Here is a 21,904-nt window from a genome sequence, read left to right as displayed (position 1 = left end):
GATGCCTGGCAGGACTGTTCACGAGCTGGCACTCGAATTCCGTCGCCTGAGCACGTACCTCACCTCCGGGGGCTCGCCGGCCGTCGCTCGCCAGCGTCTGATCGATCTCGCGCCCACGTCCATCCCCGGCTGTGACTGGGCCGGCATCACGGCCCGTCCCGAGAACGGCCAGGCGCGCCTGGTCGCCTGCAGCGATGACATCGCCCGCCGGCTCGACGAGCTCCAGGACCGCACCGGCCAGGGACCGTGCCTGGAGGCCGCCGCCGGATCGGAGTCCGTGCGCAGCGGTGACCTCTCGACGGAGGCCCGCTGGCCGGAGTTCACGGCTCTCGCCCTGGAGGACACACCGGTGCGGGGTGTGCTCGCCTTCCACCTGATGGAGACTCCCTCACCCACCGCGCTGAACCTCTATGCGGGCACCGGCGAGGCCTTCGACGACGACGCCGTCACGCTCGGTGCCCTGTTCGCGACCCACGCCTCCGTGCTGATGGCCCTCGCGGACAGCACGCATGAGGCAGCGACGCTGGGTGCGGCGCTGAGCACCAGCCGGCAGATCGGGGCCGCTGTGGGAATCCTGATGTCGGTCCATCGGGTCACCGAGCCGGAGGCGTTCGAGCTGCTCAAGCACGCCAGCAACCACCTGAATCGGAAGCTGCGGGACATCGCCCGCGACGTCACCGAGACCGGGCAGCTCCCGGAGTCCGACGCGCGCTGACCGGCCCGGCCGGCTCGGTCAGCTCGTGCCGATCGTCCCGCCGACGACGGTCGCCAGGACCTCCGCGGCCCGCAGCTTCTCCGCCGCCTCGCGCGCCGCGGTGTCGACCATGAGCCCGTCGGGCCCGAGCGGCACGTCGGCGAAGGGATCCTCGGCCAGCAGCACCACGTCTCCGGGGCCGCCCGCGCGCAGGGCCGTGATCCCGTCGGTCGAGGCGGCAAGAGCCTCGAGCGGCTGCAGCTGCTGCTCAGGGTGCCAGCCCTCGCGCTCGTCGGCGCTGCGGTGGACGGCGGCGGCCATCGCCAGCCACGGATCCAGCGGCGCCACGGGGGCGTCGGACCCCAGCGCCAGCGGGACGCCGGCCTCCAGCAGGTCCCGCAGCCGGAAGGCCTCGCCACCGCGTCCGGGCCACAGGTTCTCGGTGACGTCCCGGTCCTCGAGCAGGTGCGCGGGCTGGACCGAGGCCGTCACTCCCAGGGCCGCCATCCGCGCCACGTCGCGGTCGGTGAGCATCTGCGCGTGCTCGATGCGGGCGGCGATGCCGACCTGCTCGACGGCGTCGAGGGCGACCGCGGCGGCGGCGTCCCCGATCGCGTGGATCGCGGCCGTCAGCCCCAGCGCCTTCGCCCGGGCCAGTGCCGCGGTGAGCTGCTCGGGGCCGACGCTGAGCACGCCGCGGCCGGCGTACCCGTGCCCGTCGGTATAGGCCTCGCGGGTGTAGGCGGAATGGGAGCCCAGCGCGCCGTCGACGATCACCTTCAGCGGGCCCATCCTCACCAGTCCGGTCTCGTCGAGCACGGTGCCCGTCGGCCCCGGAGCGTTCTCGAGCTCGGCGATGTACACGGCGGTGCGCACCCGCAACCGGGGAGAGCGGGCTGGCCACTCGAGCCAGGGCCGCCCCCATTCCATGTCGACCAGGCCGACGACGCCGCGCTGGAGCGCCTGCCGCTGCATCATCGCCGCGCCGGTGGCGAAGGACTCGGCGACGCCGGGCAGCGCTGTCAGCTGCGGGGCGAGGTCGAACCACTCGTCCTCGGCGACGATTCCGTCCCGCGCCGGGAGCCCCAGCAGCTCCAGCGCCGCGGAGTTCAGCCAGGCGTGGTGGGCGTCGCCGCCGATCAGCACGGTCGGCACAGGGCCGGTGGCCTCGTCCAGCGCCGGCACCGTCGGCGGCACCGCGAAGTCGATCAGCCGGTGGCCGAATCCGATCAGCGCCTGTCGAGGATCGGTGCCGGTCTCGCGGCGGCGCCCGAGCTCGCGCCGGACCAGCTCGAGGATCACGCCGACGCTCCCGGCACCGCTGGTGTCGAGGCGGGAGTGCGCCTGGGCGAGCTGACCTGTGTGGACATGCTGGTCCCACAGGCCGGGGATCGCCGGCGCCCCGCCGCCCTCGAGGACCTCCTCCCCGGGGGAGCGGGTCAGCTCGGCGGCCACCTCGGTGATCACGCCGTCACGAACGCGCAGGTCCACCGGCCGGGCCGGGACCTCGCCGGAGGCGGCATCCAGGGGCCGCACCTGTCTGATCAGCACCGATCCAGCGTAGCTCCCCGCGCCATGACGACTGTCATGGGTCGAGGATGATCGCAGGGTCTGGGACCGGGGGCCGAGGCTCGCAAGACTCGCTGCCATGAACACCACGACCGCTCCCGGCCCCACTGCTCCCGCCCCCGGCCGTGCACCGCACGAGCCCCCTCCCGCCGCCGCCATCAGCCTGCGCGGCGTCACCAAGCACTACGGCCAGGTCCGCGCCGTCCAGGACCTCGACCTCGAGATCGGTCACGGCGAGATCGTCGCGCTGCTGGGCCCCAACGGCGCCGGCAAGTCCACCGCCATGGAGATGATGGTGGGCCTGGCCGGTCCCGACACCGGGGCGGTCAGGGTCCTCGGCGCCGACCCCGTCACCGCCACCCGCACCGGGCTGATCGGCGCCATGCTCCAGGCCGGGGCGCTGCTGCCGGACCAGAAGGTGCGGGCGATGCTGCAGATGCTGCACGCCCTCCAGGCCCACCCCATGCCGCTGGCCGACGCGGTCGAGCAGGCCGCCGTCGGCGATCTCCTCACGCGCCGCATCGGCGCCCTCTCCGGCGGCGAGGCGCAGCGGGTCCGTTTCGCGATCGCGCTGCTCGGCGACCCGCAGGTGCTGCTGCTGGACGAGCCCACCGTGGGCATGGACGTCGGCGCCCGCCGCGCCTTCTGGGACCAGATGCGCGCCGTCGCCGCCACCGGCCGCACCATCGTCTTCGCCACCCATCACCTCGAGGAGGCCGAGCGGGAAGCCGCCCGCGTGGTCGTCATGGACCGCGGACACGTCGTCGCCGACGGCACCGGAGCCGAGATCAGCGCGATCGTCGCCGGCCGCGTGATCACCCTCCGCGGCGCCGGGCCCGAGCAGCTCGCGCAGCTGCCCGGCGTCGAGAGCGCGGGGGTCGACGAGACCGACCCCGGGCGGGTCCGCGCGGTCTGCTCGGATTCCGACGCGGCACTGGCCGCCCTGTTCACGGGCCCCCTCGCCGAGGACGTCCACGAGGTGCTGGTCTCCGCGCCCGGCCTCGAGGAGGCGTTCCTGCACATCACCGACCACACGGACCCCGATGATCCCGAAGGAGCCCAGCGATGAGCACCGCAGCCCCCACGCTCCCCGTCCGCGCCTCGGCCGTCCCGTCGGCGGCCACCCGCACCGTGCGCTACGCGCTGCACACCACCCGCATGACCGTCAGCAACGTCATCTTCATGGTCTTCACCATCGCCCTGCCGGTCGGCATGTACCTGCTGTTCTCGATGATGCTCGGGGACATGGACGGCGGCCAGGCCCGCGGCATGGTCATGATCAACATGGCCGCCTACGGCGGGCTCGGCGCCGCCGTCACCGCCGGCACCCAGATCCAGGAGGACCAGCGCAACGGATTCCTGCGCCAGCTGATCGTGGCCGGGCTGTCTCCGCGCTCGTTCCTGGTCGGCTCCGTGATGGCCGCCAGCGCCGTGATCGTCCCTGCGCTGATCGCCGTGGGCCTGGTCGGGGCCGTCACCGGCGTCGAGACGGCCGTCGGCCCGCTCCTGGCGACCCTGGCCGTGCTGTGGCTGGGACTGCTGCCCACCATCCTGATCGGACTGGTGCTGGGCATGGTCCTCAAGGGCGGCGCTGCGATGGCCGGCGGCGTGGTCACCATGATGGCGATGGCGATCTTCGGCGGGCTGTGGATGCCGCTGGAGATGTTCCCGCAGTGGATGCAGGACTTCGGTCGCGCACTGCCGACCTACTGGATTTCCAGCCTCGGCGAATGGACCCTGTACGGAGGCGACCTGCCGGTGACCGGGCTGCTGGTGATCGGCGCCTGGACCGTGGTGCTGGCGGTGCTGTGCGCGGTGAGCATGACCCGGGCCGTGGGCCTGACCCGCCGCTGAGGTGGCCGCTGACACAATGGCCCGCATGGAGACCACCGAGGCGCCGAGCTGGGGATCCTGGGCGCGCGGCAGCGAGAGCGAGGCCGCCGCCCGGCCCCTGACGCCGCGCGCGATACACCGGGCGGCCGTCGACTCCGGTGGGCTGCCCTTCGCGCTGCCTCCGGTGATGTTCACCGCCGTCCCCATCGTCATGGCCTGGATCGACGGCCCCGGGCCGCGCGCCGCGGCCGTGACGCTGCTGCTCATGGTCTACGCAGCGCTGTTCATGTACGCCACCGGCGTCGGCCTCTACCCCCAGCGGGTGCGGCTGGCGTGGTTCGCGGTGTGCACGGGGCTGCTGCTGGTGCTCGTGCCGATCCTCGGCGTGTACGTGCTGTACATGGTGATGTTCCAGGCGATGACGCACGTGCTGCTGCTGCCGTGGCGGTGGGCCGTGCCCTCCATGGTGGTGATGTGCATTCTGGTCGGCTCCACCGCGATCGCCGTGGGGGAGTACGTCGCGGCGGGGCTCGCGATCATGGGGATGGTGATGGCCTGGGGGATCGGCTACGGCATCCGCCAGCAGATGCTGCAGGAAGAGCTCGAGGCGGCCCAGCAGCGCAACGCCGTGCTCGCCGTCGCCGCGGAGCGCGAGCGCATCGGCCGCGACCTCCACGACCTGCTCGGCCACTCCCTGACCTCGCTGACCATCTCCGCCCAGCTGGCGCGCCGGCTGCTGGAGAGCGACCCCGAGGCCGCCCGCGAGCAACTGGTGCACATCGAGGACACCGTCCGTCAGGCGCTGTCCGACGTCCGCGCCACCGCCAGCGGGATGCAGGCCGTGCGCGCCGCCTCCGAGATCGCCTCGGCCCGTTCCGTGCTCGCCACCGTCGGCATCCAGGCCGAGGTCCCGACGGCGCTGCCGCCGCTGCCTGACGAGCGCGCCGAACTGTTCGGCTACGTCATCCGCGAGGGCGTGACCAACATCGTGCGCCACTCCGGCGCCACCCGCGCCACGATCGCGGTGGACGAGAACTCGGTGAGCGTCAGCGACAACGGCACCGGCTTCCCGGAGACCGCCCGCCGCTCCGGGCTGCAGGGCCTCGAGGCCCGTGTCGCCATCGCCGGCGGGCACCTGGACGTCGACTCCGGAGAGGGCGGCACCCGGCTGACCGCGACCATGGGGGCAGTGACCATGGGGGAGGCGGCATGATCCGGCTCGTGGTTGCCGACGACCAGTCGATCCTGCGCTCGGGCCTGGTCGCTCTGCTGCGCCTGGAACCGGACCTGGAGGTGGTCGGTGAAGCGGCCGACGGGGCGAGCACCCTCGCGGCCGTGGCCGAGCACCGCCCCGACGTGCTGCTGCTGGATGTGCAGATGCCTGCCGGCGCCTCGGCCGACGGTACGCCCGGCCCCGAGGACGGCATCGCCGTCGCCGAGGCGCTGCGGGAAGCACCTGGCACCGGCCCCCGCATCATCGTGCTGACCACGTTCGGTCGCGCCGGGTACCTGCGCCGCACCATGGAGGCCGGGGCCCAGGGCTTCATGGTCAAGGACACCCCCGTCGAGCGGCTGGTGGACGCGATCCGCCGCGTCGACCAGGGGCTGCGGGTGGTCGACCCCGAACTGGCCGCGCAGTCCCTCGCCGTCGGCCCCAGCCCGCTGACCCCGAAGGAGACCGAGGTGCTGCAGTCCGCCGCCACCGGCGCCGGCACCGCGCAGATCGCCGCCACCCTGTTCCTCAGCGAGGGCACCGTGCGCAACCACGTCTCCGCCGCGATCGGCAAGCTCGGGGTCAGCAGCCGCGCCGAGGCCGTGAGGACCGCCTCGGACAATGGCTGGATCTGACCATCACGCGCCGTGCGCGCGTAACCTTTCGTGGTGCACACGATCGGATCCCTGCTGAGTCTGCTGATCGACGTCAGCGTCCCCGCATTCGCGATCGCGTCGATGCTGTCCATGGGTCTGCGCACGCCGCTGCGCGCCTTCGCCCTCCAGATGCGGGACCGGCGCACCGTCTTCTCCGTGCTCGGCGCCAACTTCGTGGTGATCCCGGCGGTGGGCACGCTGATCGTCTGGCTGCTGAACGGGCTGCTGCCCCACCACACCGGCGAGGGCTTCGTGATCGCCCTGTGCGCGGCGGGCGCGCCGTTCGTCCTGCAGCTGGGAGCGATGGCCCGCATCCCCTACGGCGAGACCGCCGGGCCGATGGCGGTGCTGCTGCTCGGCTCGATCGTCTTCATGCCGCTGGTGGTGCCGCTGCTCCTGCAGGACATCGAGGTCGACGGCTGGGCCGTGGCGCGGCTGCTGCTGGGCACGATGCTCTCCCCGATGATCGCCGGTATCGCCATCGCTGCGGTCTTCCCGCACCACGCCGACAGATTCGCGCGCACCGCAGGCACGGTCGCCGCCGTCGCCGCGGTGCTGATGTTCCTCTCCGGTTTCGGCTCCAACTCCGCCCTGGTGCTGCGGCTGATCCTCTCCCCGGTGCTTCTGGTCGCCGCGGGCCTGGTGGCGCTGGCCTTCGTCGCCGGCCGGGTCGCCGGCGATCTCGCCGGGGACGTGCTGACGGTGCCCGACGGGCCCGCGATCCTCTCCAGCCAGCGCAACATCGCCGCCGCCCTGCTGGTGGCCCGCTCCGACGGCGTCACCGATTCGGTGACCATCGCGATCCTCCTGCTCAGCGCCGTGGGCTTCGTGATGCTCGTGCCCTATGCCCTGGTCACCGGCCTGGCCCGGCGGCGCCGGGCGGGGGAGAAGAGCTCGGTCGGGGTGCTGCTGGGCGTCGTCGGCCCCAAGACGGACTGAGGCGCGGCCACGTCGCACGTTCCGGGCCGTCCCCGCTCGCACGTGGCAGCCGCCTCCTCACGCCGGAGCGCCCCGGGATCCGTGAGTCGGTTGGATCCGGGCACCCATACCAACAACCTCGCGGATCCCGCGGTCGCGTTCTGCTCAGCTCGGGGCGGAATCCAGTGGGCTCGTCGGGGTCGGCGACATAGGCTGGAAGGGTGTCGTCCCTCCTGCGCATCATCCGTTTCACCCGCTCCCTCGCCCCTCTGTACGCCGCGGTCATCCTCGCCTCGGTCCTCACCGCGGTCGCCGGACTGGTGGTGCCGTTCCTGATCGGGAACGCGACCGACACCGTCGCCTCCGCCGTCAACGGGGAGACGCCCACCGGCACCGCTGTGCGCACCGTCCTGCTGATCGCCGGCGCGGTGCTGCTGGCCGAGCTGGCCAACACCGTGGTCTCCAACGTCGGCGGCTGGTTCGGCGACGTGATGAGCAACCGGATGCGCACCATCCTCTCGGTGCGCTACTACGACAAGCTGCTCCACCTGCCCCAGCGCTGGTTCGACGGCGAGGTGACCGGCACCATCGTGGCTCGGCTGAACAGGTCGATCACCGAGATCACGAACTTCGTGAAGATGATGTCGAACAACTTCGCGTCGATGCTGATCACGACCTTCGCCGTCCTCGTGATCAGCGCCTGGTACGCCTGGCCGCTGGCGCTGCTGCTGCTGATCGTCTTCCCGGTCTACGTGTGGCTGACCTCGCTGACGTCGGTGAAATGGCAGCGTCTCGAGGGGGAGAAGAACGAGCAGGTCGATATCGCCTCCGGCCGTTTCGCGGAGGTGGTCGGGCAGATCCGCGTGGTGAAGTCGTTCGTGCGCGAGCGCGGGGAACTGGCGGACTTCTCCCGTCGCTTCCGCTCCACCGACGCCACCACCCGGGAGCAGTCCTCGCACTGGCACCGGATGGACATCATCCGCCGTGCGTTCCTGAACCTCATCTTCTTCGGCATCTACGCGATCATCTTCGTGCGCACCGTCCAGGGTCAGTTCTCCCTCGGTGAGATGGTGCTGCTGGTCCAGCTGATGACCATGGCCAAAGCACCGGTGGAGTCGATGAGCTTCGTGATCGACTCCGCGCAGCGCGCGATCGCGGGCTCCAAGGACTACTTCCGGGTGATGGAGACCCCCGTCGATCCGCGCACCGCCGCCGTGATGGCTGCACGCCCGGCCGATGCCCCGGACGCCGGTTCGGCCGACGGGCGGGCGGCCGAGGCCCCGATGCTCGTCGGTGCCGGCGCATCGGGTTCCAGCTCTGCTCCCGCCGACGGGTCCGCCTCGGGTTCCAGCTCTGCTCCCGCGGCCGGTTCCGCCTCGGGTTCCAGCTCTGCTCCCGCGGCCGGTTCCGCCTCTGGTCCCAGCTCTGCTCCCGCGGCCGGTTCCGCCGTCGCCACGCTCACCGAGTCCCCGCTGATCGAGCCGGTGCCCGGCGCGCCCGTGGTCGCCTTCGAGGACGTCAGCTTCGCCTACGAGGACGGCGAGGACGTGCTGCACGGGATCGGCTTCCACATCGAGCCCGGCGAGAAGATCGCGCTGGTCAGCGAATCCGGAGGCGGCAAGTCCACCATCGTGAACCTGTTGCTGGGACTGTACGAGCCGCGCACCGGCAGCATCGAGGTGATCGGCCACCCCAGCGCCGACCTGCCCCTGGACCAGCTGCGCGCCCACATCGGCGTCGTCTTCCAGGACGCCTCCCTCTTCTCCGGCACGATCCAGGAGAACATCGCCTACGGTCGCCCCGAGGCGAGCGAGGAGGAGGTCCGCGAGGCCGCCCGCCGCGCCAACGCCGACGCCTTCATCCGTCGCTTCCCCGAGGGCTACCAGCAGGTGATCGGCGAACGCGGCCTGAAGCTCTCCGGCGGTCAGCGCCAGCGCATCGCCGTGGCCCGCGCGATCCTCAAGGACGCCCCCGTGCTGGTCCTCGACGAGGCCACCTCGGCGCTGGACACGAAGGCGGAGATCCAGGTGCAGAAGGGCCTGGACGAACTGATGGCCGGCCGCACCTCGCTGATCATCGCCCACCGCCTGTCCACGATCGCCGAGGTGGATCGCATCATCACCCTGCGCGAAGGCGTCATCGACGAGATCGGCTCCCCGTCCGAGCTCGCCGAGACCGGGGGCATCTACGCCCAGCTGCTGGAACTCCAGAGCTCCGGCGACACCCGGCGCCTCGCCAAGTACGACATCACGGGCTGAGCCGAGAGACGGATTCGGCCTCGCGGGGCGAGATTTCAGACCGGTCTCACGCCGGCGAGGACAGCTTCTCCGCGAGGCCGTCGAGGGCGGTTGCCCAGTGCCGCCGGCGATCTCCGGCCGGTTCATCGCCGGTCCAGGGGCCGCAGTGGCGGATGCTGAGCAGCGTCGCGTTCGGCCCGGCGGGCTCCAGACGCAGGTCCACGGCCTCGTCACTGCTCTCGCCCCCGTGCCCCGCCCGGGTCCACGAGAAGGCGAGGCGCTCGGGCGCCTCCACCTCGAGATAGGTGCCCTCCAGGGCGAACCCGGCCGACGGGGCGGTGATGCGGTAGCCGCCCCCACGGCGGACGTCGGCCTCGACGTGCAGGTCGGGGCATCGTCGTCGCAACCACGTGCGCATCTCGTGCGCCGAGGCGAACGCCTCCCAGACTCGATGGACAGGTGCCGGCACTCGCTCCCGGAACTCCAGCGGTGCGGCACGCAGCAGTTCCCACCGCTGAATCGCCTCGCGCTCGATCACCTCGTCGGCGGGTGCATCTGCCGTCGACGCTGCGACCGAACGGGACAGCGACTCCAGCATCTGCTCCCATCCGCCGCCGTATCCGGCCACGTGCTCCGACTCGCGCAGAGCGTGGTCGACGCGCAGTTCGGTGTCGTTCTCCGCGAGGCGGATGATCTGCGCGGTGATCACGCTCTCGGGTTCCCCCTGCCACCTCCAGCTCACGCGCACCAGATCGCGTTCGCAGGCGAGGACCTTGCCGCCGGCAGGGTCGGATCCGTCGCCGGAGAGATCGGCCGTGAAGGAGTCCCCGACTCCGGACGGTTCGCCCTCGATGCGGCCGAACCAGCGGGCGAGGCGTTCGGGGGTCGAGAGAGCGCCGCGCAGGTTCTCGGCGCTGGTCCGATACCTGCGTCTGAAGGTCAGCTGCGGGCGATCGCGGGTGCCGGTCAGAGCGCGGGACGTCGATCGGTGCACGGGGTCTCCTGTGAGTCGCGGAGGCTGTGGTGCTTCGCGCGGGCAAGCTCGGTCTCGAGCGCATCCAGGCGTCGGGACCAGAGCCGTGAATAGCGGTCGACCCAGGCGACGATGTCGTCGAAGGCGTCCGGCGAGAGCGTGTAGAGGCGGCGGGATCCGGCAGCGGCGACCTGTACGGCGTCGGCCTCGCGCAGCACCCTCAGCTGATTGGAGACTGCCGGCTGGCCGATGTCGAACTCCGCCGAGATGATTTCCCCGATCTCGCCCGCCGATCGTTCACCGTCGCTGAGGATCTCGACGATCCGACGGCGGACGGGATCGGCGAGCAGGCCGAAGGACGTCATGACGCAATGATATTGACGAGCGGTGAAATATGCCAGAGGTCGGGAGAGGGGAGGAGAAGATGGAGCCATGGCATGGGACGGCGTGGCAGAGGCGTACCGGTGGTCGTTCGCGACCCTCTGCAGGGGCGCCGTGCCCGCTCTGCTGGAGGCCACGGCACCGGCCGTCTCGCATCTCGACGTCGGCTGCGGGACCGGTGATCTCGCGCTCGCCGCGGCCCGGGCCGGGCGGCGGGTGGTCGCGGCGGACCCGGAGCCCGACATGGTGGCGCTGACCCGTCGGACGGTCGAGGCCGACGGCGCGGGCGTGAGCGTCGTGGGGGCCGGGGCCCCGGGACTGCCGTTGCCGGACGCGGTATTCGACGCGGTCACCGCCAACTTCGTCGTCAACCACGTACCGGAGCCCCGAGCCACCATCGCGGAGCTCGCGCGGGTCGCGACACCCGGAGGACGGCTCGCCATGACCATCTGGCCGGCCGAGCCCGGGCCCCATCTCGCGGCGTATGGGCAGGCCGCCCGGAACGCGGGTGCCGTGCCCGTCGCGAGCACGCGCCTTCCTCCGGAGCTCGACTTCCCGCGCACGCCGCACGGCCTGGCAGACCTGGCGCGTGGTGCCGGGCTGCGCGTCGAGAGCGCCGAGGAGATCACCTGGACCTGGCACATCACCGCCGACGACCTCATGGCCGGGATCGCGGGAGGCGTCGCCACCCCTGGCCAAACTCACCGCGCCCAGAAGCCAGAGGTCCGCGCCGCCATCGAGCGGCGAGCGCGGGAGCTGTGGAGCGCGTACGCCACGGATGGCGGAGGTGGCGTGGCCGACGCACCAGGCATCTCCTGCGCCACGCTCGCCTTCCCCGTCTCCGCCGTGCTCGTGTCCGCCGTCGTCCCCGTCGAGACCGCCTGAGTTGTCGCTGACCGAGGGTCATAGCGACCACTGAGAGGGTCTCGACGGGACAGAAGCTCCCATCGCGAGCCGACTCACCCCTTCAGCAGTCGCGGCAGCACCCGCACCAGCACCACCATGCCCACGAGCTCCACGACCGTCTGCGTGACCACCGCCGCCGGGACCAGCGCCAGCTGCGCAGGCATCGCCAGGGCCAGCGGGAGGACCACCAGCGAATTGCGAGTGGCACCGGAGAAGGTGAGCGCCCGCGCCGCGCGCACCTCGAGGCGGGCCACGCGCGAGAGGAGCAGGCCCGCTGCCGTGGCGAGGACGAGGAAGGCCGCATAGACGGGCACCAGCGCCAGCAGCTGCACCCCACCGGTGCGGATCAAGGGGACCTGGGAGCCGACCGCCGTGACGAGGACCAGCACCATCAGCGGCACCATCGTCGCCGAGAGATCCCAGCGCGGTGCGACGCGCTGGATCAGCATCGCGGCTGCCAGCGGCAGCAGGATCAGCAGGACGAGAGCGCGTATGAACGGGCCGACGTCGATCAGATCCGCGACACCGCTCGCGCCGCCGCCGAGCAGCGGCACCAGCACCGGCAGCGCGAGCATCTGGGCGAGCATCAGCACCGGAGTCGCGGCGAGCAGACGCTCCCGGTCGCCGCCGGCCAGGGCGGTGAAGACGATGACGTAGTCGATGCACGGGGCCAGCAGCACCAGCAGAGCACCGATCAGCAGAGCCGGGGAGGCGGCCAGCGGACGCGTGATCGCCCAGACCACCACGGGGACGACGACGAAGTTCAGGACCAGGAGCGCCGCGAGGAAGCGGCCGTCGGCCACAGAGACCCGGAAGCGTGTCAGCGGCACCCCGAGGAAAGTGACCAGCAGCAGGGCCGCGATGGACGGCTCGACCGCGGTCTCCATCGCTCCAGCGGCGCGGGGCAGCAGGGCGCCGAGGACGGCGCCGACCGCGATCGCCGCGAGATAGATCGGCACCTGGCGACGCTCGAGACGGCCGGCCCAGGCCGCGAGCGTGCTCGTCGCACCGCGCGCGTTCCGCTCGCGGGGCTCGACACCTCGGCTCCCGTCCATGGGTCGCTACGGTAGTGCGAGCGGCTCAGGGGGCGTTCGGGGGCACGGGATAGCATGTCTCCCGTCACACGTCCGGGGGCGACGAAGGAGCTCACATGGGATTCATCCAGGCATTCAAAGGCGCGATCGGCGGGATGTTCGCCGACCAATGGCAGGACTTCCTCACCGTCCCGAACGGGCTGCCGCAGACCGCGGCGCTGTTCCCGGCCGTGCCGCGCGGCACCAATGCCGGTCGCGGCTCCAACGTCCGCGGCTCGGAGAACGTCATCACCAATGGCTCACGGATCCTCGTGCCCCAGGGCTACGGTCTGATCACCGTGGTCGACGGGCGGGCCACGGGCCTGATCACCGAGGCCGGCGGCTACGAGTTCAATGATCAGTCCCCGGACTCGCGGTCCGTGTTCGCCGACGACGGCATCCTCGCCTCCACCGTCGGCATGTCCTGGGAGCGCTTCAAGTTCGGCGGCCGGCCCACTTCGCAGCAGCTCGGCTTCTACGTCAGCCTCAAGGAGATCCCGGACAACAAGTTCGGCACCCAGTCGGAGATCTACTGGGACGACGCCTACCTCAACGCCCAGGTGGGCGCTGTCGCGCGCGGCTCTTACACGATGCGGATCATCGACCCGCTGCTGTTCGTGCACAACTTCGTGCCTGCCACCTTCATCGGCCCGAACGCCCCCGTCTTCGACTTCTCCGATCCGGACAACGCCGCCGGCAACCAGCTGTTCCGCGAGGTCGTCGGCTCCCTCGCCCAGGCGTTCTCGCGCTACACGAACGATCCGGACAAGGGCAACCGCATCTCCCGCATCCAGGGTGACTCGGTGGGCTTCGCCCAGTCCCTCTCCGCCGCCGTCGAGGAGGGTTACCGCTGGTCCACGGACCGCGGCCTGGCCATCGTCAAGACCGCCATCGCCTCGATCGAGTACGACCAGCGCACCCGTGAGCTGCTCACCGACGTGCAGAAGGCCGACGCCCTCTCCGGTGCCCGCTCGCAGTCCTTCCTCAATCAGTCCGTGGCCCGCGGCGTGGAGAACGCCGGCGAGAACGGCGGCGGCGCCGGGCTGGCCATGTTCGGTGCCGGCATGGGAGCCACCGGCGGCCTGGTGAACCCGGCACAGCCCTGGGCGCCGCCCGGGCAGCAGGGCGGCCCGGCGCAGGGTGCGCCCCAGGGCGGCGCCCCGCAGCAGGGCGGCCAGCAGGCGCCTCAGGGCGGCCAGCAGGCAGCGCCGCAGCAGGAGGATCCGGTGGCCAAGCTCGCCCAGTACAAGGAGATGCTGGATCAGGGCCTGATCACTCAGGAGGACTACGACGCGGCGAAGAAGGCCGCCCTCGGTCTCTGAGATGTCCGTACCTCCCGAGCACCCGGAGTGGGCGCGCCCGGACCAGCCCGCCCGGCCACCCGCCGAGAGCGGGCGGGAGCCGGCCGTGCAGGGGCCGCCGCAGCAGGCCGGGCCGCCGCACCAGTCCGGCTCCCCCCAGCAGTCCGGGCCGCCGCAGCAGGGGAAGTCCCCTGCGCAGATGCTCGGTGACGATCAGATCGCCGGAGCGACGGAGGCCGCGCGCCAGCACGCCGCACACCGGATCATCGACACCAGCTCGGGCCGCAGCGACGGACTGAGCAAGTGCCCCCGCTGCGGCAGCACGGACATCAAGTATTCACTGAGCGCCAAGGCGCTGGTCTGCGCGTACTGCCGCCATCAGTGGAACGAGGACAACGCCGAGCAGGCCTTTGGCCTGGATTCCTCGATCGCGGAGCTGCAGGGCCACACCATGGCCTCGGGCACGGCGGACATCCGTGAGGACGTCTCTGTGGTCACCCTGAAATGCCAGGGCTGCGGCGCGGAAGTCGTCATCAACGTCGACCAGGAGCTGCAGGCCCGCTGCCACTGGTGCCGTCAGACTCTGTCCGTCAACACCCAGATCCCCAACGGCGCGGTCCCCGACGCGGTGCTGCCCTTCGAGCTCACCCGCGAGCAGGCCATCGAGCGGATCGACGAGTTCGCCGGCAAGCGCAAGGCCTTCGCGCACGGCCGCTTCAAGCAGGAGTTCGTGCCCGACAACGTGATGGGCGTGTACATCCCGTACATGGTCGTCGACGGGAACATGCACGCCGTCCTCGGCGGCACCGGCGAGGTCACGACGCGCCAGTACACGGTGCGCCGCCGGGTCGGCAAGGACAACTACGTCACCGAGACCTACTACGACGCCGACGTCTACAACGTCCAGCGTGCCTTCGACTTGCTCGTGGACGACCTGACGGTGGAATCCGCCCAGCGCTTCAACGCTCGCGACAACTCCCAGGCGACCAACAACATCCTCAACGCCGTCCAGCCGTACGACACGGAGAACGCGGTCGCCTACAACTCGAACTACCTCAAGGGGTTCACCTCCGAGCGCCGCGACCTCGACGTGCAGGACGTCGATGACGCGGTGGAGGACAAGTTCCTGGCCATCGCGCGGGCGAAGGCGCTGCCGACCATCGGCCGGTACGACCGCGGCGTGCGCTGGGAGCAGGAGGGCGTCGCCGTGCACGGGACCCGCTGGGTGGCGGTGTACGTGCCGGTGTGGCTGTACAGCTACGCGGACTCCGCCAAGGGCGAGAACTCGCTGACCCACTACATCGCCGTCAATGCGCGCAACGGCAACACCATGGGGTCGGTGCCGGTCTCGCATCCGAAGATCTTCGCGGTCGCGTGCCTGGCCGGCAGCGTCGCCGCGGCGGTCGGCGCCGTCGTCGGCTTCGGCTGGTTCTTCGCAGGATGAGGGTGTCGAGAATGGATGAGGAAAGGAGCCGAGACGATGCTGCCACTGCTCGCTGAGCTGGCCGGGGATCCGGCGACCACGATGCTGCTGGCCGACGGGGACTCCCGGGTCATCGGCCTGTCCTTCCCGTTCCTGGCGGGGCCGGCCGTGTTCGCCGCGGTCTACGGCGGCATCTACCGCTACTACCGCAACACCGACAAGCGCCACCACTTCGAGAAGGAGACCGAGGTCTCCGTCGGCAACCTCAAGCAGCGCGACGCGAAGGTCGGCACCAACAACCGCCAGAAGTCCCGCACCATGAGCGGGAACAACTCCACCGACCACCTCAAGAGGGTCCGCCGGATCACGGTGGACTGAGATGGGCTCTCCCTCGGCGCGCGCCCTGCTGATCACCGGTGCCGTCGGCGTCGGCAAGACCACGGTGACCGACGCCGTCGGCAGCGAACTCGCCCGCCGCGGCGTGCCCGGGGCGGGAATCGACCTGGACGGGCTGCGGCGCTGCTGGCCCGCTCCCGACGGCGACCGCTTCCACGGCCGGCTCGAGCTGGCGAACCTGCGCGCCGTCTCCGTGAACTACCGGGACGCCGGGGCGCGAGTGCTGGTCGCCGCCGGCGTGCTCGAGCGTCACGCGGACCGGACGCACTACGAGGACGCGATGGGGTGCCCGTTGACGGTGGTGCGGCTGCAGGCGCCGCGTGACCTGGTCCGTGCCCGGCTGCACCGGCGCCACGAGCTCGACCCGGACGGCCTGGACTGGCATCTGGAGCGTTTCGACGAGCTCACCGAGATCCTCGACGCCGCCCACGTGGAGGACGTCTCCGTTCCCGTCGCCGCGACTCCCGAGCAGACAGCGCGGGCGGTGCTGAGCGCCGTCGGTCTCTGAGCCGGCGGCCCGAAGCCGTCACTGCCCGGTGGGCTCGGCCCTCGGCAGCAGCATCGTCGAGAAGTCGTGCTCGCCGTGGTCGGCGGCGATCTCCGCCTCCAGGGAGGCCAGCGCCCCGCGCAGTGCGGGCAGATCGGAGCCGGGTCGTGCGGGCCCGTCGGCCGACGCGGAGGTGACCGTGTCGATCATGAGCCGGGTGTCCTTGGCGATCGCATTCGCGGAGAAGTCTCCACCCTCGGTGCTGCGTTCCCCGCGCACGAACGGGCCCTTCATCCCGGCGATGACCGCGAGCCCGGTCGAGCCGAGCATCTCGAGGGTCTCCTCGTCCGTGGCGCCCGCCGCCTCTCCCAGGGCCAGTGCTTCGCGCAGTCCCTGCGCTGTCACCGCGAGCGCCAGGTTCGCCAGCAGCTTGCCGGTGGCGGCCCGGCGACCGGACTCGACGCCGTGCAGGCGCTCCGGGTCCGCCCACGGCGCCACCAGCTCCGTGACCTGCGCGCGCAGCGCGTCGTCCGGGGTGCCGACGTAGACGCCGAGGGTGCCGTTGCGGGCGGGGCCCAGGGTGCCCAGGATCGGCACGGCCACGTAGGTGGGGACGGCCGCGGCGAACTCGTCGGCGTCAGCGGGGGAGACGGTGGTGGTGTCCACCCAGGGGACGCCCGCCGGGATCAGACCGGGGCCGGTCACGGTCTCGCGGACGGTGTCGGGACCGAACAGCGCGGTGATCACGACCTCGGCTCCGTCGACCGCCTCCGACGGGCTCTCGGCCACCGCGGCCCCGGCGTCGGCGAGGCGGGCGGTCTTCTCCCGCGTGCGGTTCCAGACGGTGAGCTGATGATCGGGGATCAGGTGGAGGGCCAGTTCGGTGCCCATACGGCCGGTGCCCAGGAACGCGATTCTCATGCGTCCAGTCTGGCACTGCGATCCCGGCGCTGTCAGGGGCGGCTGCGTCTCTCGCCGGTGGGCGGATGGCCGACCGGAGGGTCACGGCAGGAGGCCGGTCGAAGGCCGCAGGGGGAGGGTCGTCGCCGTCCTCGGTCCGGAAGTCCGGCGGGATCCGCGCGGGCCCGTCGGAGACCCGCCGGGACACGCGCATGTCTGTCTGACACGAAGCCGCGACCTGAAGACGGGGAAAACGCCCTGTCCAGGGGCGTTTCCGTCCGAGCGGGAGACTGGATGGGGAGGAGTGATCGTCCACATCAGGTGTCGCTCGCGCGGACCAGCATGCACAATGGAGACCATGACACCGCGCATGAGCCGACGCCGAGCGATCGCCGTAGCCGCCGCGGCAGGCCTCAGCCTGCCGGCAGCTACTGCCTACGCCGGGCAGCAGCCGGCCCGTCGCGGTGAGCGCATCGAGCAGCTGCGGGTGGCCACCTACAACGCTTCGCTGAACCGGGCTGCCGCCGGAGAGCTCCTGGCGGACCTGGAGACCGGCGAGGACGAGCAGATCCGCGCGGTCGCCGAGGTCATCCAGACCAACAATCCCGATGTGCTGCTGATCAACGAGTTCGATCATGACGATCAGCAGCAGGGAATCGATCTCTTCCGCAGCAACTATCTCGAGGTCGGCCAGAACGGGCGCACCCCGGTCTACTACCCCTACGCCTTCACCGCTCCGGTCAACACCGGGGTCGCCAGCGGGTACGACCTCAACGCCGACGGCACCGTCGGCGGCCCGGACGACGCATGGGGCTTCGGTGAGTTCCCCGGCCAGTACGGGATGGTCATCCTCTCCCGGCACCCGATCCTCACCGACCAGGTGCGCACCTTCCAGAATCTCCGCTGGGCCGACATGCCGAGCAACCTGCTGCCCACCGAGTTCTACGGCGAAGAGGTCGCCGCCGAGCTGCGTCTGAGCTCCAAGTCCCATTGGGACGTGCCGGTGCGGGTCGGCAACTCGACGCTCCACGTGCTCGCGGCGCACCCGACGCCGCCGAGCTTCGACGGTCCGGAGAAGCGCAATCAGCGCCGCAACAGCGATGAGATCCGCCTGTGGGCCGACTATCTCAGCCCCGGCAGCCGTTCGCAGTGGATCGTGGACGATGAGGGCAAGCGCGGAGGCCTCGCCCCGCAGGAGAAGTTCGTGATCCTGGGCGACTACAACTCCGATCCGGCCGACGGCGATTCCTGGCCGGGCGCGATCGACCAGCTGCTCTCGCATCCCCGCATCCAGGATCCGAAGCCGCGCAGCAGCGGGGCGGTCGAGGCCGCCGAGCTGCAGGGTGGGGCGAATGCTGGCCACTCCAGTGACCCTCAGTTCGACACCGCCGACTTCTCGGACGACCCGAGCCCGGGCAACCTGCGCGTCGACTACGTCCTGCCGGAGAAGAACCTCCAGGTCGTCTCCTCCGCCGTGTTCTGGCCCGAGCAGGGTGCGCCCGGCAGCGAGCTGACCGGTGAATACCCCTTCCCCACCTCGGACCACCGCCTGGTGCGCCTCGACATCCAGGTGCGTTCCTGAGCTGACACACCACGGGCCGCCGCTCCATGGCTCGGCCCGCGCACGGAGGATCGGCGGCATGGCACCTGCGCTCGACCCGATCATCGACGTCGCCCAGCTCCACGAGCTCCTCGACCGGGGCGCGGACCAGGGCCCTCCCGTCCATCTGCTCGACGTGCGGTGGGCACTCGACGGTTCCAAGGGCCACCACACCTACCTCGAGGGGCATCTGCCCGGGGCCGTGTACATCGACCTCGATACCGAGCTGTCGGCACCTCCCCGGCCCGACGCCGGCCGCCATCCGCTGCCCGACCCGGAGGAGTTCGCGGCCTCGCTGCGCCGCGCCGGCGTGACGGCGGACTCCGTGGTGATCGGCTACGACGACTCCGGCGGCGCCCCCGCCGGACGCCTGGTGTGGATGCTGCGCGCCCTGGGCCATGAGGCGGCCATGCTCGACGGCGGCCTGGCCGCCTGGGACGGCGAGCTGAGCACCGCCGACGAGCACCCTGCGCCCGGCGACGTGCCGGCACGCCCGTGGCCGGCCGACGCGATCGCCACCGCCGACGAGGTCGCTGCCGGAGGCGCCGTGGTCATCGACGCGCGGCCCGCCGAGCGCTACCGCGGCGACAGCGAGCCCATCGACCCCCGCGCCGGGCACATCCCGGGCGCGGTGAACCTGCCCTTCACCGGGAACCTCGGGGAGGACGGGCGCTTCCTGCCGCCCGAGGACCTCGCCGAGCGGTACACCGCGGCGGGAGTGCGGCCCGAGGGTGAGGCCATCGTCTACTGCGGCTCCGGCGTGAACGCCACCCACGACGTCCTGGCCCTGCAGCGCGCCGGATTCGGGAAGGTGCGGATGTTCCCCGGCTCCTGGTCGCAGTGGAGCGCCGACGACTCTCGCCCGGTCGCCACGGGGCCGAATCCCTGACCCGCGGATGTGCTCCGAGCTTTCAGGCTCCTCTGCGCGCGAAGACCATCGCTCCCGGTATCTCGTCGTCCGGTCGCAGGAGCAGCTCGGCCTCGACCGTGAACCCGGCGTCCCGCAACCACCCAGAGACGCGGCTCAGCGGGCGGTGGTGGCTGTCCACGGAGATCTGACGGCCCGTGTAGCCCTGTGAGGAGTGGTGCGTCCCCTCGCCCACGTGGAAGCCGACCAGCAGCGGGCCGGCCGGGCGCAGCACTCGGCGGAACTGCGCGAACACGCCGGGGACAGCGTGATCGGGGATATGGATCACGGACCAGAACGCCACGAGACCGGCCATGGATTCCTCGCTCAGCGCCAGATCGGTCATCGAACCCACCTCGAATCGCAGATGCGGGTATCGGTGCCGGGCGATATCGACCATCGCGGGGGAGAGATCGATGCCGACGGTGTCGATCCCGAGGCGGTGAAGATGGTCGGTGACGTAGCCCGGTCCGCAACCGATGTCGGCCACGGTCCCGCTCCCGCTCTCGCGCACCGATTCGGCGAACATCGCCAGGCCGCCGCGCAGATGGGGCCGTCGCTGCAGCAGACCGTCGACAGTGCGCGCATAACCGGTCGCATCGGCGTCGTAGGAGGCGCGGGTCTCGGACAGCCAGCTCTCGGGCATGAGCGTCACAGTAGCCGCCCGCGCCAGGCACTGAACGAGTAGGGCGTTCTCCGGGACGGCTTGCGGGCGAGCCAGGCGCTCACGTGCCCGGGTGGATCTCCCGGATCGCCTCGATGATGGCGAGGTGGCGGCGGCGCCGGGCCGTACGGTCCGCCGAGCTCGCGTCCTCCCCGAGCGCCGCGGCCCAGATGGGCACCATCTCCTCGTGGTAGGAGTGGCCGTGGCCGCCGGTGACCTTGATCGACAGCGGCATGTCGGCGGCGATCTGCCAGAACGTGATCCACGGGAACCAGCGCATGGCGGGGGTGACGTCGTGGCCCACGCGCTCCTGCAGCCAGGCCGGTTCCTCCCACAGCAGGGACGGCCGCCAGGCGACCACCGGATCCGACGGGTGCTGGGCGTAGACCACGCGCGGGCGCTGCCACGGCTCGTACAACCCGCCCCAGTAGTTGTGCTCGAGGTCGCGCGGGCGGGTGACCACGCGGATGCGCCGGCCGTTGTCCAGGATCGGGGCGATCGCCGGGGCACCCCGTCGGCCGCGCTCGGTGATCTCGCGGTAGATCGGCGTGAAGCTGGGTGTGCCCGTCCAGACTGCGCCGTCGACCTTGGCCAGCATGTCCTGAACATCGCGGAACGCCGCGTGGCCGCCGACGGAGCCCAGGGACTCCCCGGCCACGAACAGCCGCGGCCGGGACTCCTCGGGCATCTGATCCAGACGGCGGCGCACCGCATGGAACAGCAGGTGGCCGGCGCGCTGCGGGGAGCGCCCGTCGAGCAGATAGCTCAGCGCACTGGTGTAGACCGAGTACTGCAGGGAAGCGGTCGCACAGTTCCCGCCGGTGAGGAACTCGATGGCCGACAGCGACCACTCCTGCAGCCAGCCCGTACCGGTCCCGGTGAACAACACCAGCACGTCCCGGTCCCAGGCGCCGGTGCGGTCCAGCTCGGCGAGCACGGCGTCGACGGTCTGCTCGAGGGTGCGGGTCGAGGATTTCCCGGCGTAGACCCGGATCGGCTCCATGGCCTCCTGGCCGGTGGTCCGCGCGATGTAGTCCGCGCCCGCACCGGCCGAGACGATCTTGCGGCCCGGAGCCCCCAGGGACTGCCAGGACTCCAGCGAGTCCGGGCTGCCCGAGCGCAGGGGCGAGGTGGGACGGGGCACGTCGGGGGAGATCAGACGGTTCGCCGCCTCGGCGCTCTCGATCATCTGCTCGAGCAGCCGCCCGCGGACGATCCGTTCTGCGAGCACCGTGACGGTCGCGGCCGTCAGCATCAGGGAGACCGCGCCCACGGTCCGCGCGGGCAGGTAGGGCCGCAGCAGCGCCCGGTACAGGTGGGCGGTCGCGATCACGGCGCGCACCGTCACCAGGGTCCCGAACGAGGCGGAGAGCCCCCCGATCGTGCCGACGATGTGCGTGGCGAGGTTCTTGGGCTCCTGCTGGACCAGATGGCTGATCTCCCGCTGGCGGAGCACCCCGCGCACCCATGAATAGGCGGAGATGCCGATCAGGGCCGCGGCGCCCAGACCGCGGGCCCGACGCCGACGGTCCTCTGCGATCTCCACGTGCAGGCCGATCTCGGAGGCGGCCCGCAGCACCAGCCGCTCGGTCAGCACGCCGGTCGCGTAGCCGTAGATCTGGGAGAAGCCGATGTTGGCCGTCCACATCCACCAGGTCCGCGGCAGCAGGCTCGGGGAGGTGGAGATCCACCCGGTGATCGAGGCCCCGAGGAACCCGCCGGTCGACAGCGGGCGGCTCATCGCGGCCCGCCGCATCCGTCGGCCGGTCCTCC

At 71.4% G+C, this 21,904-nt stretch carries 21 protein-coding genes; 14 read left to right on the top strand and 7 right to left on the bottom strand.

The features are described 5' to 3' along the window. Position 1 precedes the first annotated feature (1 nt). Positions 2-715, top strand: a complete 714-nt coding sequence (locus ACFQS2_RS02845) for a GAF and ANTAR domain-containing protein (RefSeq protein ID WP_377792680.1) — start codon at positions 2-4, stop codon at positions 713-715. 18 nt (positions 716-733) lie between these two features. Here ACFQS2_RS02845 and ACFQS2_RS02840 read toward each other — a convergent pair whose 3' ends face one another. Continuing rightward, positions 734-2,245 (bottom strand): amidohydrolase, encoded by a 1,512-nt coding sequence (locus tag ACFQS2_RS02840; RefSeq protein WP_377792679.1) that lies wholly within the window; start codon positions 2,243-2,245, stop codon positions 734-736. Between the two features lie 97 nt (positions 2,246-2,342). Between ACFQS2_RS02840 and ACFQS2_RS02835 the strand changes: the two genes are divergently transcribed. The 6 genes from ACFQS2_RS02835 to ACFQS2_RS02810 all read left to right on the top strand — a co-directional run bounded on the left by ACFQS2_RS02835 (position 2,343) and on the right by ACFQS2_RS02810 (position 9,141). After that, complete coding sequence (locus tag ACFQS2_RS02835; protein WP_377792678.1) at positions 2,343-3,332, top strand: ABC transporter ATP-binding protein; 990 nt, start codon at positions 2,343-2,345, stop codon at positions 3,330-3,332. Then, the gene (locus ACFQS2_RS02830; protein ID WP_377015886.1) at positions 3,329-4,117 is read left to right on the top strand and encodes an ABC transporter permease; all 789 of its coding nucleotides are present in this window, start codon (positions 3,329-3,331) and stop codon (positions 4,115-4,117) included. The genes ACFQS2_RS02835 and ACFQS2_RS02830 overlap by 4 nt, the downstream gene beginning before the upstream one ends. 25 nt (positions 4,118-4,142) lie before the next feature. Then, the gene (locus ACFQS2_RS02825) at positions 4,143-5,309 is read left to right on the top strand and encodes a sensor histidine kinase (protein ID WP_377792677.1); all 1,167 of its coding nucleotides are present in this window, start codon (positions 4,143-4,145) and stop codon (positions 5,307-5,309) included. Then, a complete protein-coding gene (locus ACFQS2_RS02820) occupies positions 5,306-5,944 on the top strand; it encodes a response regulator (protein ID WP_377792676.1) in 639 nt (212 codons plus the stop codon). Before ACFQS2_RS02825 ends, ACFQS2_RS02820 begins: the two co-directional genes overlap by 4 nt. Positions 5,945-5,977: 33 nt before the next feature. Continuing rightward, entirely contained in the window at positions 5,978-6,904 is a 927-nt protein-coding gene (locus tag ACFQS2_RS02815) for a Na+-dependent transporter (RefSeq protein ID WP_377792675.1), read from the top strand. A gap of 200 nt (positions 6,905-7,104) precedes the next feature. Next, on the top strand, positions 7,105-9,141 hold the full coding sequence (locus tag ACFQS2_RS02810) for an ABC transporter ATP-binding protein (RefSeq protein ID WP_377792674.1): 2,037 nt from the start codon (positions 7,105-7,107) through the stop codon (positions 9,139-9,141). A 46-nt stretch (positions 9,142-9,187) separates the two neighbouring features. Here ACFQS2_RS02810 and ACFQS2_RS02805 read toward each other — a convergent pair whose 3' ends face one another. Together ACFQS2_RS02805 and ACFQS2_RS02800 are read right to left on the bottom strand one after the other, a co-directional pair. Continuing rightward, on the bottom strand, positions 9,188-10,114 hold the full coding sequence (locus tag ACFQS2_RS02805; protein ID WP_377015896.1) for an SRPBCC family protein: 927 nt from the start codon (positions 10,112-10,114) through the stop codon (positions 9,188-9,190). Beyond that, positions 10,087-10,458: an ArsR/SmtB family transcription factor gene (locus ACFQS2_RS02800; RefSeq protein WP_377015898.1), complete on the bottom strand. Its 372-nt coding sequence runs from the start codon at positions 10,456-10,458 to the stop codon at positions 10,087-10,089. Before ACFQS2_RS02800 ends, ACFQS2_RS02805 begins: the two co-directional genes overlap by 28 nt. 67 nt (positions 10,459-10,525) lie before the next feature. Here ACFQS2_RS02800 and ACFQS2_RS02795 point away from each other — a divergent pair, with 67 nt between their 5' ends. Beyond that, positions 10,526-11,359 (top strand): class I SAM-dependent methyltransferase, encoded by an 834-nt coding sequence (locus tag ACFQS2_RS02795; protein WP_377015900.1) that lies wholly within the window; start codon positions 10,526-10,528, stop codon positions 11,357-11,359. 74 nt (positions 11,360-11,433) lie between these two features. Here the strand turns inward: ACFQS2_RS02795 and ACFQS2_RS02790 are convergent, their stop codons facing one another. Further along, positions 11,434-12,435 (bottom strand): bile acid:sodium symporter, encoded by a 1,002-nt coding sequence (locus tag ACFQS2_RS02790; protein ID WP_377015902.1) that lies wholly within the window; start codon positions 12,433-12,435, stop codon positions 11,434-11,436. Between the two features lie 95 nt (positions 12,436-12,530). Here ACFQS2_RS02790 and ACFQS2_RS02785 point away from each other — a divergent pair, with 95 nt between their 5' ends. The 4 genes from ACFQS2_RS02785 to ACFQS2_RS02770 are packed head-to-tail and all read left to right on the top strand — an operon-like array spanning position 12,531 to position 16,081. Then, entirely contained in the window at positions 12,531-13,775 is a 1,245-nt protein-coding gene (locus ACFQS2_RS02785; protein WP_377015904.1) for an SHOCT domain-containing protein, read from the top strand. Position 13,776: 1 nt separating this feature from the next. Beyond that, entirely contained in the window at positions 13,777-15,198 is a 1,422-nt protein-coding gene (locus tag ACFQS2_RS02780) for a proline-rich domain-containing protein (protein ID WP_377792673.1), read from the top strand. Positions 15,199-15,234: 36 nt separating this feature from the next. After that, a complete protein-coding gene (locus ACFQS2_RS02775) occupies positions 15,235-15,555 on the top strand; it encodes a hypothetical protein (protein WP_377015908.1) in 321 nt (106 codons plus the stop codon). 1 nt (position 15,556) lies between these two features. Continuing rightward, on the top strand, positions 15,557-16,081 hold the full coding sequence (locus tag ACFQS2_RS02770; protein WP_377792672.1) for a hypothetical protein: 525 nt from the start codon (positions 15,557-15,559) through the stop codon (positions 16,079-16,081). Positions 16,082-16,099: 18 nt separating this feature from the next. Here the strand turns inward: ACFQS2_RS02770 and ACFQS2_RS02765 are convergent, their stop codons facing one another. Beyond that, positions 16,100-16,981, bottom strand: coding sequence for an NAD(P)-dependent oxidoreductase (locus ACFQS2_RS02765; protein ID WP_377015911.1), 882 nt, complete (start codon positions 16,979-16,981; stop codon positions 16,100-16,102). A gap of 349 nt (positions 16,982-17,330) precedes the next feature. Here ACFQS2_RS02765 and ACFQS2_RS02760 point away from each other — a divergent pair, with 349 nt between their 5' ends. Continuing rightward, positions 17,331-18,542 carry an endonuclease/exonuclease/phosphatase family protein gene (locus tag ACFQS2_RS02760; RefSeq protein WP_377792671.1) on the top strand — a complete coding sequence of 404 codons (1,212 nt, stop codon included), beginning with the start codon at positions 17,331-17,333 and terminating at the stop codon, positions 18,540-18,542. Positions 18,543-18,600: 58 nt separating this feature from the next. Beyond that, a complete protein-coding gene (locus ACFQS2_RS02755) occupies positions 18,601-19,449 on the top strand; it encodes a sulfurtransferase (protein ID WP_377792670.1) in 849 nt (282 codons plus the stop codon). Between the two features lie 22 nt (positions 19,450-19,471). On the opposite strand, the gene ACFQS2_RS02750 is transcribed toward ACFQS2_RS02755, so the two are convergent. Beyond that, positions 19,472-20,113: a class I SAM-dependent DNA methyltransferase gene (locus tag ACFQS2_RS02750; protein WP_377792669.1), complete on the bottom strand. Its 642-nt coding sequence runs from the start codon at positions 20,111-20,113 to the stop codon at positions 19,472-19,474. A 79-nt stretch (positions 20,114-20,192) separates the two neighbouring features. Beyond that, a complete protein-coding gene (locus tag ACFQS2_RS02745) occupies positions 20,193-21,872 on the bottom strand; it encodes an alpha/beta hydrolase (protein ID WP_377792668.1) in 1,680 nt (559 codons plus the stop codon). Positions 21,873-21,904 lie beyond the last annotated feature (32 nt).

It is taken from the genome of Brachybacterium sp. GCM10030267 (assembly GCF_042666875.1).
Classification (GTDB): Bacteria; Actinomycetota; Actinomycetes; order Actinomycetales; family Dermabacteraceae; genus Brachybacterium.
Note: the sequence above shows the minus strand (reverse complement) of the source record. Positions and strands in the feature narration are given on the sequence as shown.

What these genes read in the sequence shown, in the direction of transcription:
- ACFQS2_RS02780 (WP_377792673.1), top strand. Translation starts at nt 13,777, where the DNA reads ATGTCCGTACCTCCCGAGCACCCGGAGTGGGCGCGCCCGGACCAGCCC.
- ACFQS2_RS02785 (WP_377015904.1), top strand. Translation starts at nt 12,531, where the DNA reads ATGGGATTCATCCAGGCATTCAAAGGCGCGATCGGCGGGATGTTCGCC.
- ACFQS2_RS02825 (WP_377792677.1), top strand. Translation starts at nt 4,143, where the DNA reads ATGGAGACCACCGAGGCGCCGAGCTGGGGATCCTGGGCGCGCGGCAGC.
- ACFQS2_RS02795 (WP_377015900.1), top strand. Translation starts at nt 10,526, where the DNA reads ATGGCATGGGACGGCGTGGCAGAGGCGTACCGGTGGTCGTTCGCGACC.
- ACFQS2_RS02835 (WP_377792678.1), top strand. Translation starts at nt 2,343, where the DNA reads ATGAACACCACGACCGCTCCCGGCCCCACTGCTCCCGCCCCCGGCCGT.
- ACFQS2_RS02760 (WP_377792671.1), top strand. Translation starts at nt 17,331, where the DNA reads ATGAGCCGACGCCGAGCGATCGCCGTAGCCGCCGCGGCAGGCCTCAGC.
- ACFQS2_RS02790 (WP_377015902.1), bottom strand. Translation starts at nt 12,435, where the DNA reads ATGGACGGGAGCCGAGGTGTCGAGCCCCGCGAGCGGAACGCGCGCGGT.
- ACFQS2_RS02765 (WP_377015911.1), bottom strand. Translation starts at nt 16,981, where the DNA reads ATGAGAATCGCGTTCCTGGGCACCGGCCGTATGGGCACCGAACTGGCC.
- ACFQS2_RS02775 (WP_377015908.1), top strand. Translation starts at nt 15,235, where the DNA reads ATGCTGCCACTGCTCGCTGAGCTGGCCGGGGATCCGGCGACCACGATG.
- ACFQS2_RS02830 (WP_377015886.1), top strand. Translation starts at nt 3,329, where the DNA reads ATGAGCACCGCAGCCCCCACGCTCCCCGTCCGCGCCTCGGCCGTCCCG.
- ACFQS2_RS02745 (WP_377792668.1), bottom strand. Translation starts at nt 21,872, where the DNA reads ATGAGCCGCCCGCTGTCGACCGGCGGGTTCCTCGGGGCCTCGATCACC.
- ACFQS2_RS02845 (WP_377792680.1), top strand. Translation starts at nt 2, where the DNA reads ATGCCTGGCAGGACTGTTCACGAGCTGGCACTCGAATTCCGTCGCCTG.
- ACFQS2_RS02770 (WP_377792672.1), top strand. Translation starts at nt 15,557, where the DNA reads ATGGGCTCTCCCTCGGCGCGCGCCCTGCTGATCACCGGTGCCGTCGGC.
- ACFQS2_RS02820 (WP_377792676.1), top strand. Translation starts at nt 5,306, where the DNA reads ATGATCCGGCTCGTGGTTGCCGACGACCAGTCGATCCTGCGCTCGGGC.
- ACFQS2_RS02755 (WP_377792670.1), top strand. Translation starts at nt 18,601, where the DNA reads ATGGCACCTGCGCTCGACCCGATCATCGACGTCGCCCAGCTCCACGAG.
- ACFQS2_RS02750 (WP_377792669.1), bottom strand. Translation starts at nt 20,113, where the DNA reads ATGCCCGAGAGCTGGCTGTCCGAGACCCGCGCCTCCTACGACGCCGAT.
- ACFQS2_RS02800 (WP_377015898.1), bottom strand. Translation starts at nt 10,458, where the DNA reads ATGACGTCCTTCGGCCTGCTCGCCGATCCCGTCCGCCGTCGGATCGTC.